Source organism: Acidimangrovimonas pyrenivorans (assembly GCF_042643245.1).
In the GTDB taxonomy this organism is placed as follows: domain Bacteria; phylum Pseudomonadota; class Alphaproteobacteria; order Rhodobacterales; family Rhodobacteraceae; genus Acidimangrovimonas; species Acidimangrovimonas pyrenivorans.
Genome location: NZ_JBHRSK010000004.1, coordinates 1,319,796 through 1,332,434, shown reverse-complemented (window position 1 = coordinate 1,332,434; position 12,639 = coordinate 1,319,796). Strand labels below are relative to the sequence as shown.

Genomic DNA, 12,639 nt, shown 5'->3' with positions numbered 1-12,639 from the left:
TGGTGTCTTGCCTCAAAGGTAGAATATTATCCCGCTTTGGCGCCATATACCCTTGCAAATAAGGAAGTTTGTTCCGACACTGTCCTGAGGCGAAACCCGATTTCCCAAATTCCACGGGAGGAGCGAATGGCGGCCCGACTAGACGATCTCGACCGGAAAATCCTTGCCGAGCTGCAGGCCGACGCCTCGCAATCGCTCGACGAGATCGCCCGCAAGGTGGGCTCGTCCAAGACCCCGGTCTGGAACCGGATTCGGAAACTGCGCGAGGCCGGGGTGATCACCCGCCAGACCGTGATCCTCGATCCCGAGGCGCTCGGGCTCGAGGCCTGCTTCTTCGTCCTGATCCGCACCTCCGAGCACGAGGCGGAGTGGCAGCAACGCTTCCTGACCACCCTGCGGGCCCGGCCCGAGGTGCTCGAGGCGCACCGGCTGGCGGGCGATATCGACTACATCCTCAAGGTCCGGGTCGCCAATGCCCGCGCCTATGACGCCTTCTACCAGGCGCTGATCTCGGAGGTGCGGATCTACAACGTCACCGCGCTGCTCTCGATGGAAGAGATCAAGTCGACGACGATCCTGCCGGTCTGAGCCTCTGCCGCCGCCGGCCCCTTGCCATTCCGGCCGCACTCGGCTTGGCTGGCCCCCAGGAAACGCCATGGAAACCATCAGCCAGTCCCCGACCGAGCCGAAATTCGTCCAGAACCCCTATGCCTTCTACGAACGGGCGCGGGAGCTGGGGCGCATCGTCCGGTGGCAGGAGTACGGGCTGCCCTGCGCGCTCTCCTACGCCGCCGTCAACGCCATCCTGCGCGACCGCCGCTTCGGCCGCGAGCCACTGCCGGAAAACCGGCCGCTCCCGCCCGAACATCTCGCCCCGTTCTACGCCATCGACGACCACTCGATGCTGGAACTGGAGCCGCCGCGCCACACAAGGCTGCGCGGCCTCGTGCTGCGCGCCTTCACCTCGCGCCGCATCGCCGCCATGGCGCCCGAGATCGCCGCCCTCAGCCACCAGCTGATCGACGCGCTGCCCGCCGGCGGCGCCGACCTGCTGCCGGCCTTCGCCCAGCGGCTGCCCGTCATTGTCATCGCCCGGATGCTGGGGGTGCCCGAGGAGCGGTCGGACGACCTGCTGCGCTGGTCGAACGCGATGGTGGCGATGTATCAGGCCCGGCGCGACGCCCGGGTCGAGGCGGCGGCGGTGGCCGCGGCGCAGGAGTTCTCGGCCTTCCTGCGCGGCTATGTCGAGGAGCGGCGCAGCCGTCCGGCCGACGACCTCATCACCCATCTCATCGCCGCCGAGGAGGCCGGCGAGCATCTGTCGACCGACGAGTTGATCGCGACCTGCATCCTGCTGCTGAATGCCGGTCACGAGGCGACGGTGCACACGCTGGGCAACGCGATCAAGGCGCTGGCCCGGCACAAGCCGCGCGCCGCGGCGCTGGCGCCCGAGCGGATCGAGGCGACGGTCGAGGAGGCGCTGCGCTTCGACCCGCCGCTGCACCTCTTCATGCGCCACGTCTACGAGGATGTCGAGGTCATGGGCCACGGGTTCCGTCGCGGCGACCGGGTCGCCTGCCTGCTGGCCGCCGCCAATCGCGATCCCTCGGCCTATGACGCCCCGGCGCGGTTCAACCCGGCCCGGCCGTGCAAGCCGCATCTGTCCTTCGGCGCCGGCGTCCATTTCTGCCTCGGCGCGCCGCTGGCCCGGCTCGAACTGCAGACCGCCCTGCCGATCCTCTTCGACCGGCTGCCCGGCCTGACGATCGCCGGCCGGCCGCGCTATGCCGACCTCTACCATTTCCACGGCCTCGAGGCGCTGCCGGCCCGCTGGGACTGAAAGCGCCGCCGGCGGCGCTTTGCTGCGGCATTCGCGCTCTTCGCTGACAGCCCGGCACGCCCGCCGCCGGCAGGCCTGCCTTTCGCAGACGCTCTCGCCGTTTGTCGATGTCCCGACGATGCGCGACGGGGCCGGCCGGATGCTCTCCCCGCCGGCCGGGCACGTCCAAATAGACCGAGTGGACAATGTGTGCTATTGCTCGGGACTGTTATTCCTACGGCGCCATTGATTCGCGGCGCTGCATATATTGACGATATATTCCATTTCTGGAGCCTAGCCATGGGATCGATTTTGGTCAGTGGTGGTGCGGGTTTTGTTGGATCATTCTTGTGCGAAGCTCTCTTGGACAGGGGGGAGCATGTCGTTTGCCTGGACAATCTTCAGACGGGCTCGCTTGGAAACATCCTTCATCTCGTACCCAATGAACGGTTTCTGTTTTCGGCGCAGGATGTCGAGCTGCCGCTGAGTGCCTTCAACGATATCGAACAGATTTACAATCTCGCCTGTCCCGCCAGTCCGGTTCACTACCAGAACGATCCGATCCGAACCCTGCGGACGAACGTCATCGGCGCAATCAACATCCTCGAACTGGCCCGCCGCACCGGGGCGCGGGTGCTTCAGGCCTCGACCTCCGAGGTCTACGGCGATCCCGAGATCCATCCGCAGAGCGAGGGCTACAGGGGCTCGGTGACCTCCTTCGGGCCGCGCGCCTGCTATGACGAGGGCAAACGGGCGGCGGAAACGCTGTTCCACGACTACTGCAAGATGTACGACGTCGATATCCGCATCGCCCGGATCTTCAACACCTACGGTCCCAACATGGCGGGCTCCGATGGCCGGGTGGTATCGAACTTCATCATGCAGGCGCTGTCGGGCCAGCCGATAACGATCTACGGCGAAGGCAAGCAGACCCGGTCGTTCTGCTACGTGACCGATCTCGTCGAAGGGCTGATCCGGCTGATGAATGCCGGTCCCCACATGCGGCAACCCTGCAATCTCGGCAATCCGACCGAAACCACAATCCGCGAGCTGGCCGAGCACGTGATCGAGGCCACGGGCAGCAGCAGCGAGCTGCAGTTCCTGCCGCTGCCCCAGGACGATCCGATCCGGCGCCGGCCCGATATCTCGTTGGCGTTCAAGAATCTCGGCTGGCAACCGACGACCCATTTGCCGGAGGGGCTGGCGCGGACGGTCGAGTATTTCGAAAGCCACCAGCAACAGCGGCCGCGGGCGATGACGCAGCCGTCGCGGGGCGGGCCGATCGTCGGGCGGCTGTTCACGGATTCGCTTCACGTCGCCGCCGGAGAGCAGCAGATGCGCCGGCTGCATCCGGACAGCGCCCAGTTGCGGAGCAACGGCCGCAAGCCGAACGGGCACGCGGGCAAGGATGCGGATTCCGACCGCATCGGGTTCAACAGTAACTGACTGTCGGGAACGTCATGGCCACCACGCATCCCTTTCTGCATCGCACCCGGCGGCTTGCCGCGCGGTCGATTCATCTCGGCCGCCGCGCCTGGCAGGAGCTGAGCACCCCGTCCGAGGTCGAAGAGCTGATCGCCTCCCTGCCCAGGGTCGAGAGCGCCGCGCCGGGGCTTGCCGACAAGGTCGTGCTGATCACCGGGGCGACCCAGGGCGTCGGGCTGGTCGTCGCGCGCCGCTTCGGCGCGCTCGGCGCGCGTCTGGTCGTCAACGGGCGCCGCGGCGAGGCGGTGCAGGACACCGTGCGCAAGCTGCGGGCCGAGGGCCTCAGCGTCGAGGGGGTGGTGGCCGATGTCGCCACGCCCGAGGGCATCCGGCAGCTGTTCGACGCCGCGGAGACCGCCTATGGCACCTTCGACATCCTGATCAACAATGCCGCCATCGCCGGCCCCTACCGGCCGTATTGGCAGGCCGCGCCCGAGGAACTGGACGAGACGGTCCGCATCAACCTGACCGGGCCGATGATCGCGACCGCCGAGGCGGTGCGCTGGCTGATCGAGCACGAGAAGCCGGGCCGCGTGCTCAACATCTCGAGCATCGCGACCGAGGGTGCCTATCCCAAGATGGTCCCTTACAGCACCTCCAAGGCGGGGCTCGAGGCGCTGACCCGCCACATCGCCTCGGACCTGCCGGATGCGCGCGTGGTGGTGACCGCGCTGGTTCTTCCCAGTGTCCGGACCGAGCGCAAGGCGGCGAGCGACTGGGCCTCGGCCGAGCTGCTGCCCTCTGCCGAGATCCTGCTGCCCGCCTTCGAGTATTGCGCGACCGGCCCGGGTCACCTGCTGCATGGCCGGACCCTCTCGGCGGAACGCTTCAACGCCGATCCGGAGGGCGAGGCCCAGCTTGCCGGCGTCGCCGCGACGCGGCAGGCGATCCTCTATCCCGAGCTCAACATAAAGGGCGAATTCGTGCCGCGCGATCCCGGGCGCATCGCGCTGCTCGACCGGGCCGAAAACCAGTTCGGACCTTCGCCGAAGGTGCTGGAGGCGGTGCGCGACAGCCTGGTCACGCACCCGCCCAGCTACTACCCCGAGGAACGCTACACCGCGCTGCGCAAGGCGCTGTCGCAGGAGCACGATCTGCCGGATGATTTCTTCGCCTTCGGGCCCGGCTCCTGGGAACTCATCGCCCGCGTCGTGCAGGTCTTTGCCAAGCCGGGCGAGGAGATCGTTTCGAGCGGGCCGGGCTGGTTCGGCTTCAACCTGACCTGCCAGCGCAACGGCATCGCGCAGAAGCTGGTCCCGTTCGATCGGGGCGGCAGCGGCAACCGGGCCTCCCACAACCTGACCGCCATGCGCGAGGCGATCACGGCGCGGACGCGGCTGGTCTATCTCATCAGCCCGAGCAACCCGGAAGGCGTCACGCTGCAACAGGCGGAGGTGCGCGAGTTTCTTGCCGACCTGCCGCCCGATCTGCCGGTGATGATCGACGAGGCCTATGCCGAATATGCCGACGATCCCGCCATGGTCGACGTGCCCGGCCTGGTGCGCGAGGGGACGCATGCGATCATCGGGCTGCGCACCTTTTCGAAGTTCTACGCGATGGCGGGGCTGCGGGTCGGCTATGCCTACGCCCAGCCGAAGCTGCTCGACCTGATCCGGCGCTCGGAACAGATCTTCACCCTGACCCACACCGCCGAGGTCGCCGCCATCGCCGCGCTGGGTGACGCGCAGCACCGTCAGCTCGTGTTCGACGGCGCCCGCGAGAACCGCGCCGAGATGCAGAGGCGGCTGAGCGAGATCGGGATCCGGCACATCCCGTCGAACGCGCCCTACATCTTCGCCGAGGCGCCGAGCGATTTCGACCGCATGGTGAAGGAGCTTGCCGAGGAGGGGATCGTCATCGCGCCCTACAAGTTCGATGACGGCCGCATGGTGATGCTGCCCGTCGGCACCGCGCCCCAGTCCGAGAAGATCCTCGAGGCCCTCGGCCGGTTTCGATGAGCCGTGCCGTGACATATCGTCGGCTGCTGGGTGGCGGTAGCCTTGTCACGTTGGGGAACGTCACCGCGACGGGGCTGGGGCTGCTCTTGCTCCTGTTGCTCGGGCGCAGTCTCGAGCCGGCCGAACTGGCCATCGTCATGGGGGTGATCGCCGTGATCGACGGCGGCCAGATGTTTCTCGATGCGTCGGTCAATACCGGGATGGTCAATCTCGCCGCGCGGCGCGGCACCACCGGCGCGCCCAGCCCCGACCTGTTGCGGGCGGGGCTGTGGTCGAAGCTGATCGCGGGATTGATCTACGCCGTGATCGCCGCGCTGGCCGCGCGGCCAATGTCGATCGCGATGGTCGGCGACGCGTCCATAGCGCCGCTGATCGCTGTCGCGGGAGGCGCGGCCCTGGTCGCGGGGATGCAGGGCTTCATCCTGGCGCTGCTGACCGCGCATGAGGCCTTTGGCCGTATCGCGCTGGTCTCGACATGGAAGAACGCGATCCGGATCCTCGTCGTGCTGCCCTTCCTGCTGCGGCCCGAGCCGGACCCGTGGACGGCGGCCCTGGCCATCTGCGGGGCGACCGTGGTGACCTTCCTTTTCAGCGTCCGGATGGTGTCGTGGTCCTTCCTGCGCGATGCCGCGCCATTGCGAGAGGGGCTTGCCGCGCTGTTGCGGGTGAACCGCTGGATGGCGCTGGCCGCGCTCGCCATGCTCGGCGGCCGGCTCGACCTCTGGCTCGTCGGCTGGCTCGGCGGTGCCGGGCAGGCCGGCCATTTCGCCGTCGCGGCGCAGCTCTGCGTCGGCGTCGGCGTCGTCACCCAGGCGCTGGTCACCACGCTGCTGCCGACGATCTCGCGCTTCGAGAATGCCGGGCAAGTCCGCGAATTCATGGTCAAGGGATCGCGGGTGCTGCTGCCGGTGCTGCTCCTGCCGCTCGCGGCCTGGCTGCTGGCCGAGCCCGCGATGGTGCTGTTCGTCGGCCCGGGCTACGCGGACTCGGCGCCGATCTTCGTGGTCCTGCTGACCGCCTCCGTGATGACGCTTGTCGGCGCCCCGCTGATGCTCGTGCTGCTGACCCTCGGCGAGGCGCGAATCCTGGCTCTTGGCGCGATGATGCAGATGGGGCTCCGGGTCGCCTTCGCGATCCCGCTGGTGGCCAGCGCGGGCGGCGTCGGCATGGCGGTCGCCGACGTGCTGTCGCGGCTGATCGCCATGGCCGCGATCGGCGTCTTCGTCTGGCGCGCGTTGCGGCGCGGATGGAATGGCGCGGGCGCCGTCTCCGCCGGCGGCGAGGCCGTCGGCCAGGCCGGTTCGGCGTGAGCAGGGAGGAGAGCAGGATGGACAGCCCGCTTGATCTTGCACCCGCGCCGCAGTCCCGGCAGGCACCGCAGAGGCCGATGACCGCCGCCGGCAATCGCGGCAGCCTGCGCCCGGCGGTGGAGGTGGCCGAGACGGCTGCGCAGGCCGCCCGGCTGGTCGCCGAGTGGCAGGATCTGGCTGGCCGCGCGGCCGAGCCCAACCCTTTCTACGAGCCCTGGTGCCTGTTGCCGGCGCTGGAACTCTTCGCCGGCCAGGAGCGGATACGGGTCGTCTTCGTTCGCGACACGGCAAGCCATGGCGGCGATCTGATCGGCGTCTTTCCGTTGGTGCTGCGACAGCGGTTCTACGGGCTGCCGCTTGCGACCCTTGCCGCCTGGCGCCATCCGCAGATGTTCCTGGCGGCGCCGCTTGTCGATGCCGGCCGGGCCGGCCTGGCCTGGCGGCTGCTTCTCGGCTGGGCGCATCGTGCCGGCGCGCGGTTGATCGATCTTCCCGATCTGCCCGGGGACAGCCCGGCCATGGTTCCGCCCGCGGCCTCGGTCGCGATGGACGGTTTCGAGCGGCGCGTTCTGCGCCGCGACCCGGAAGGCGCGGAGGTCTATATCGCCAAGGCCGCCACGGCCAAGTCGCGCAAGTCCTGGCGCCGCCAGCTCCGCCGCCTGTCCGAACAGGGAAGCCTGGAGCCGCGCGCCCTCGGGCGGGGGGACCCGGCCGCCGCGTGGATCGAGGACTTTCTCGCGCTCGAGGCCGAGGGCTGGAAAGGGCGCGAAGGCACGGCCGTGGTGGCCGACCCCTCGGCCAGCGCCTTCTTCCGGCGCTGTTGCCTGGCCGCCGCGGCGCGCGGCGAGCTGCACATGGCGGGGCTGTTCCTCGACGGCCGGCCGATCGCGCTGCAATGCAATTTCCTGTCGGCCGGCGGCGCGGGGATGGCCTTCAAGGTGGCCTATGACGAGGCCTTCGCGCGCTATTCGCCCGGGGTGCTGCTGGAGCTCGAGGCGATCCGCGACCTGCACGGCCGCGACACGTTCCGGTGGATGGATTCCTGCACCGGCGACGGCCATGCGCTGATGGCGCGGCTCTGGCGTCACGACAGGCGGATCGAGCGCCGGCTGGTCGCCGTCTCGCCGCTCTCCGGCCCGACCCTGCTGGCCGCGCTGAAGGCAGTGCGCCGCATCAGGACGGGAATACGCGGCGCGCGCGTCCGGCTGGCCGGGGGAGGGGGACGATGACATCGCATCTGCGGTCCCCCGCCGCCCTGATGGCCGATCCGGAGGTCATGAGCGCGACGATCCTGACCCGCGACAGCGATGTCGCCGGAATGCTGTCCGAATGGCAGGCCTTGTTCGAGGCGGTCGACAGCGCGGCCTGGTCCTGTCATCCGCGGGCGTTCCTTGCCTGTCGCGAGCTGTTTCGGCGGCCGGGCAGCACGCCGCTGGCGGTCGTGCGCGACGGCGACGGCCGGCTGCGCGGGGTGATGCCGCTGATGCGCGACCGGGTCTGGCGCGGCCCGAAACTCTCGCCGCGCTACGACTACGACCCGCGCGACCTGCCCCTTGTCCGCCAGCGCCGGCGCCGCCCGATCCCCGTGCAGCAACTGACCGCGCTGTCGTCGCTGCCCGCGACCCTGCTCTGGGTCGGGCCGCTGTGCCGGCCCGGGGACCGGGCCCTCGTCTGCGATGCCATTGCCGGGGCGATCCACGGGCTTCCCGGCTGGCAGATCGCGGTCTTCCCGGCCCATGAGGGCGAGGAAGCGGCGATCTGGCAGGACGCCTTCGCCCGGCACGACATCCGGAGCCGGCTCGAGCCGCTGGGCCGCGTGGTCCAGGACCTGCGCGACGTCGCGCCGTTCCAGGAGGTCGTCGACCGCAACGCGGGAAAGTTCCGCCAGAACGTGCGCCGCGCCAGGGCCGCCGCCGGCAAGGCGGGCCTGCAGCTCGAGGTCTTCGAAGGCGCGGCGGCGGTTGCCGCCCGGTTCGGCACCATCGACGCGCTGGCGCGGGCAAGCTGGAAACACGCGGGGCGCGCCGATACCGACGTGCATATCGCCTATGACGGCGAACAGCGGCAGTATTTCGAGCGTTTTCTGGCCGAGGAAGATGCCGGGGCGGTTCCGGTCCTCGGCGTTGCCTCCGACCCGGCGGGGGAGCTGGTGGTCCTGCTGATGCTGCGCCATGGCGACCGGCTAACGGCCTTGCTGACCTTCTGGAACGGGCGCCTGCCGAAATGCAGCCCGGGGTTGCTGCTGTTCGGCGCCTGCATCGACTGGGCCAACGACAGGGGGCTGCAGCACATCGATTTCAACGCGACGGCGCCCTGGATCCGCCACCTGAGCGATTCCCGGCAGCGGGTCTGCCACGTCATCGCCTGCGCGCCCCGGCTCGACGCGCGTGCGCTCTGGACGGCGGCCGGCCTGGTCCAGAAGTTGCGGTGACGGCGATGCGACACCAGCCGCTCGCTTCGATCACGCCGGTGCGCATTTCGCTGCCCCGCGGCGACGCGGGCGCGCTGACCACGGAACGGCTCGGCACGCCGGAAGAGATCGCCGCGGTCGGGGACGCCTGGCGATGCCTCGCGCGCGACTGCGGAGAGGCGACCTGCTTCGCGATGCCGGTCTATTTCCGGGCCTGGCGCGACACGCTCTCGGGCGATGTCGAGCCCTTCCTGCTGACCGCCTGGGCCGGGGAACGGCTGGCGGGGATCATGCCGATGATGCGGGCGACGGTGCGCCGGGGGCCGAGCTGCGCCCCGCGGCACGATTTCGCCCCGTCCGACCGGGGGCTGCTCAATTCGCGCCGGCCGCGCCCGTTCCGCCTGCGCCAGCTGTCGCCGGTCGTCTCGATGCCGGCGGTCTGCGTCGGGCCGGCGCCGCTGTGCCGCCCGCGGGAGCGCGCGGCGGTGATCCGCGCCTTTGCCCGCACCCTCAAGCAGATGGCGGGCTGGGATGGCCTCGTCCTGCCGGTCGATGCCGAGACCGAACAGGAGGAATGGCGCGCCGCGTTGCGGGCGGAGGGGCTGGCGCCATGGGTTCTCACCCTCGACCGCCGGATCGGCGGGATAGACGGCGTCGCCCCCTTCCAACAGATCGTGGCGCGGCAGAACCGGAACTTCCGCCGCAATGTCCGGCGCGCCGAGGGCGCGGCGCGGGACCTCGGGCTGGAGATCGTTCTGCACCAGGGGCGCGATGCCGTGCTGAGCGCCCTTCCCGTGCTCGCCGCCGTCGCCGCCCGAAGCTGGAAGGAGACCGGGCGCGAAGATGCCGACCTGCTGATCCCCTATTCGGGGCGGCAACGGGCCTTCGTCGAGGCGTTGATCGCCGATCCGGGGCTCGAGGCCGAGATGACGCCGGTGCTGGCCCTGGCACGGTTGCAGGGCCGGCCCGTCGCGGCGCTGCTCTGGCTGCTACATGGCGACCGGGTCACGGCGCTGCTGACCTTCCGCACCGCCGAGGCGGCCCGCGCCAGTCCCGGCCTGCTGCTGGTCGGCCGCATGATCGACTGGGCTGCGGCGCGGAACCTGTCGGCTGTCGACCTCAACGTCACCCAGGACTGGGCGCGCCACCTGACCGACCGCATCCGGACGCAGAACAACGTCGTCTGCTTTTCGAACGGCCTGCGCGGTCGGGCGCTGGGCATCGTCTCCGGGCTGGCGAGGAGGCTGAAATGAACCAGCTGGCTCGCGTTTCTTCGGCAGCGGACCGGGCCGGCATCACCGTGGCCTGTCTGGGCGCCGACGATGCCCTGCAGCGGCACGGCGCGGCCTGGCGCGGGCTGGCGCAGCGGCTGGACGCGATGTTCTTCAAGTGGCCGGCCGTCTATGACGCCTGGCGCCTCACCTGTTCGGAAGGGGCAGAGCCGGGGGTGCTGCTGGCCTGGAAGCAGGGCCAGCTGATCGGCGTGCTGCCGGTGATGCGGGCGCGGATGCGGCGCGGGCCGGGTTTCGTTCCGCACATAGATTACGGCCCCTTCGACAGCGCGCTCGTGCCCGGCGGGCGCCGGCTGTTCCCGGTGCGCCAGATCTCTTCGGTCGTGTCCTGGTGCGCGACATGGTTGCGCCCCTCGCTGCTGGCAGAGCCGGAGCTGCGCGGCGCGGTGATCCGGGCGCTGTGCCTGCATCTCGCCAATCAGGCGCAGATCGACCAGATCGTGCTGCCGGTGCGCGAGGAAGAGCAGGCGGTCTGGCTGGACGGGCTGCGCGCCGCGGGCCTGGCGCCATGGGTGCACCAGCTGCGCCGCAAGGTGCTGACGCTGGAACGCCTCGCGCCCTTCGACGCGATCGTGGCGAAACAGAACAAGAGATACCGGCAGAACGTGCGCCGGGCCCGGGCCGCTGCGGCCGAGGCGGGAATCCGCTTCGAAACCCGCGTCGGCTGGCAGCAGGTGGCGCCGGAGATGGACGCGCTGTCGCAGCTTGCCGCCGAAAGCTGGAAGGGGCAGGGGGCGGCCGACGGACGGGTGGTGATCCCGTTCGACGCGCGCCAGCGGGCCTTCTTCGAACGCGCCCTCTCCGCCGGTGAGCCCGGGATCGAGCCCGTGCTCAGCCTCGGGCTGACGCGGGACGGCGTGGTCAGCGCGCTGCTTTCGGCCCGGCACGGCGAGACGCTGACCGCTTTGCTGACCTTCCGCAACGACCGTTATCCGAAGGCGAGCGCGGGCCTGCTGGCGATCGGGGCCGGGATCGACTGGGGGGCGGATCACGGGCTGCGCCGCTTCGACCTGAACTCGACCCAGGACTGGACCCGCCACCTGTCGGACAGCAGCCACATGCTGGTCAATGTCTGTGCCTTCCTGCCGACCCCCCGGGGCCGGGCCTACGATCTGATCGCGCGGACGCGGCGGCGATGGGAGGCGCCCGGGAATGCTACTGCCTGAGCCCCTCGACGAAGTGCCGGAAGGTGTAGAAGCTCGGCCGCCGCTCGAGTTTGTAGGTCGCGAGGCCGAAGGCGGGCGTGCCGTAGCGGCTGCTGTAGTCCTTGGCCGAGAACCAGAAGAAGGCATCGGCCACCGTGCGCTGCTCAAGGGCCCGCAGCATCGGATTGCCCGCGGCGCCGGGATTGCGCGCCATGTCCATCGCCTTCTGCTCGGTCCAGCCGTATTCGTTGAACCAGACCGGCTTGTCGCTGTCGCCCGCCTTCTCGAGGAGCGCGTCGATGCGGGCGCGGGCGGCACCGAAGCGTCCCTGGTAGCCATAGGGATGGAAGGCCATCACGTCGAAGCAGTTCCGGGCGCCGAGGCGATAGACCCGCGCCATCGTGGTCTCGACCGGCAATCCGCGATGCTGGTCCGAGGCCATGCCGCCGATCAGCACGACCGCCTTCGGATCGTTCTTGCGCATTGCGCGATTGGCCGCGGCCAGCATCAGCACGTAGCCGTCGAGATTGGCGCGCGTGTCGTTGCCACGGGTCAGCCAGCCATAGCCGGGCAGGTTCGGCTCGTTGAAGACCTCCCACAGATGCACGCCGAGCGGCGCGTAGCGGCGGACGGCGGCGGCGGTGAACCTTTCGAAAGCGGCGGCGCGCTGCGACCAGTCCGGCGGCAGGCTGTCCGGCATGTAGGTCAGGATCGCCTGGATGCGGATCCCGCGACGGGCATAGGCTTTCACCATCGCGTCGTAATGCGCCCAGTGATAGCCGGCGCCCGGCACCGGCTCGATCTTGCGCCAGTAGAATTCGGCCCGGACCCAGTGCACGCCGGTGGCGGCGATCAGGTCGATGACGCCGGGATCGTCCGCGTGCGGGTCGCTGATGCCGAGAACGCCGCCCGGGATCCGGGCCCGCGTCCGGGTGCAGGCCGCGGTGGCGGCGCGCAAAGCGGCCTCGCCGGGCGGCGGTGCCTCCGCCGGAGCGGCGCGAAGCCAGGCCTGGCCGACGAAGGCGGTGGCAGCGATCACCGCCAGGATACCGAGAGACAGAGCCCGCATATGCTCCCCCATGCTCACCCGTGGCACCATGCGATCATATCAGAAAACGGACCGGCCGGCAGGCCCGGCACCGCGGCGCGCCCGCGGTCGGCCCGGGCGCGGCAGTCGCTTCCCGGCGCCCGCCGCGCGCCGGGGAAAGGAGGAAGGATGA

10 protein-coding genes are annotated in these 12,639 nt (G+C 69.9%); 9 read left to right on the top strand and 1 reads right to left on the bottom strand.

Annotation, left to right across the window (positions count from 1 at the left end; translation table 11 throughout):
* Positions 1-126 precede the first annotated feature (126 nt).
* The 9 genes from ACFOES_RS09320 to ACFOES_RS09280 all read left to right on the top strand — a co-directional run bounded on the left by ACFOES_RS09320 (position 127) and on the right by ACFOES_RS09280 (position 11,440).
* Positions 127-588 carry an Lrp/AsnC family transcriptional regulator gene (locus ACFOES_RS09320; protein WP_377832963.1) on the top strand — a complete coding sequence of 154 codons (462 nt, stop codon included), beginning with the start codon at positions 127-129 and terminating at the stop codon, positions 586-588.
* Positions 589-655: 67 nt separating this feature from the next.
* Positions 656-1,840 carry a cytochrome P450 gene (locus tag ACFOES_RS09315; RefSeq protein WP_377832962.1) on the top strand — a complete coding sequence of 395 codons (1,185 nt, stop codon included), beginning with the start codon at positions 656-658 and terminating at the stop codon, positions 1,838-1,840.
* 279 nt (positions 1,841-2,119) lie between these two features.
* On the top strand, positions 2,120-3,265 hold the full coding sequence (locus tag ACFOES_RS09310) for a UDP-glucuronic acid decarboxylase family protein (RefSeq protein ID WP_377832961.1): 1,146 nt from the start codon (positions 2,120-2,122) through the stop codon (positions 3,263-3,265).
* A 14-nt stretch (positions 3,266-3,279) separates the two neighbouring features.
* Positions 3,280-5,262 (top strand): SDR family NAD(P)-dependent oxidoreductase, encoded by a 1,983-nt coding sequence (locus ACFOES_RS09305; protein WP_377832960.1) that lies wholly within the window; start codon positions 3,280-3,282, stop codon positions 5,260-5,262.
* Between the two features lie 8 nt (positions 5,263-5,270).
* Positions 5,271-6,572: a lipopolysaccharide biosynthesis protein gene (locus ACFOES_RS09300; RefSeq protein WP_377832959.1), complete on the top strand. Its 1,302-nt coding sequence runs from the start codon at positions 5,271-5,273 to the stop codon at positions 6,570-6,572.
* Between the two features lie 17 nt (positions 6,573-6,589).
* On the top strand, positions 6,590-7,801 hold the full coding sequence (locus ACFOES_RS09295) for a GNAT family N-acetyltransferase (protein ID WP_377832958.1): 1,212 nt from the start codon (positions 6,590-6,592) through the stop codon (positions 7,799-7,801).
* A complete protein-coding gene (locus ACFOES_RS09290; RefSeq protein ID WP_377832957.1) occupies positions 7,798-9,003 on the top strand; it encodes a GNAT family N-acetyltransferase in 1,206 nt (401 codons plus the stop codon). The genes ACFOES_RS09295 and ACFOES_RS09290 overlap by 4 nt, the downstream gene beginning before the upstream one ends.
* Positions 9,004-9,008: 5 nt before the next feature.
* Positions 9,009-10,235, top strand: coding sequence for a GNAT family N-acetyltransferase (locus tag ACFOES_RS09285; protein ID WP_377832956.1), 1,227 nt, complete (start codon positions 9,009-9,011; stop codon positions 10,233-10,235).
* The gene (locus ACFOES_RS09280; RefSeq protein WP_377832955.1) at positions 10,232-11,440 is read left to right on the top strand and encodes a GNAT family N-acetyltransferase; all 1,209 of its coding nucleotides are present in this window, start codon (positions 10,232-10,234) and stop codon (positions 11,438-11,440) included. The genes ACFOES_RS09285 and ACFOES_RS09280 overlap by 4 nt, the downstream gene beginning before the upstream one ends.
* Here the strand turns inward: ACFOES_RS09280 and ACFOES_RS09275 are convergent.
* On the bottom strand, positions 11,430-12,488 hold the full coding sequence (locus ACFOES_RS09275) for a cellulase family glycosylhydrolase (protein WP_377832954.1): 1,059 nt from the start codon (positions 12,486-12,488) through the stop codon (positions 11,430-11,432). The two genes, ACFOES_RS09280 and ACFOES_RS09275, sit on opposite strands and share 11 nt — an antisense overlap.
* Between the last annotated feature and the right edge of the window lie 151 nt (positions 12,489-12,639).

Excerpts from the sequence above, each read along its gene's own strand:
- ACFOES_RS09320 (WP_377832963.1), top strand. The coding sequence starts at position 127 with ATGGCGGCCCGACTAGACGATCTCGACCGGAAAATCCTTGCCGAGCTG.
- ACFOES_RS09315 (WP_377832962.1), top strand. The coding sequence starts at position 656 with ATGGAAACCATCAGCCAGTCCCCGACCGAGCCGAAATTCGTCCAGAAC.
- ACFOES_RS09310 (WP_377832961.1), top strand. The coding sequence starts at position 2,120 with ATGGGATCGATTTTGGTCAGTGGTGGTGCGGGTTTTGTTGGATCATTC.
- ACFOES_RS09305 (WP_377832960.1), top strand. The coding sequence starts at position 3,280 with ATGGCCACCACGCATCCCTTTCTGCATCGCACCCGGCGGCTTGCCGCG.
- ACFOES_RS09295 (WP_377832958.1), top strand. The coding sequence starts at position 6,590 with ATGGACAGCCCGCTTGATCTTGCACCCGCGCCGCAGTCCCGGCAGGCA.
- ACFOES_RS09290 (WP_377832957.1), top strand. The coding sequence starts at position 7,798 with ATGACATCGCATCTGCGGTCCCCCGCCGCCCTGATGGCCGATCCGGAG.
- ACFOES_RS09285 (WP_377832956.1), top strand. The coding sequence starts at position 9,009 with ATGCGACACCAGCCGCTCGCTTCGATCACGCCGGTGCGCATTTCGCTG.
- ACFOES_RS09280 (WP_377832955.1), top strand. The coding sequence starts at position 10,232 with ATGAACCAGCTGGCTCGCGTTTCTTCGGCAGCGGACCGGGCCGGCATC.
- ACFOES_RS09275 (WP_377832954.1), bottom strand. The coding sequence starts at position 12,488 with ATGCGGGCTCTGTCTCTCGGTATCCTGGCGGTGATCGCTGCCACCGCC.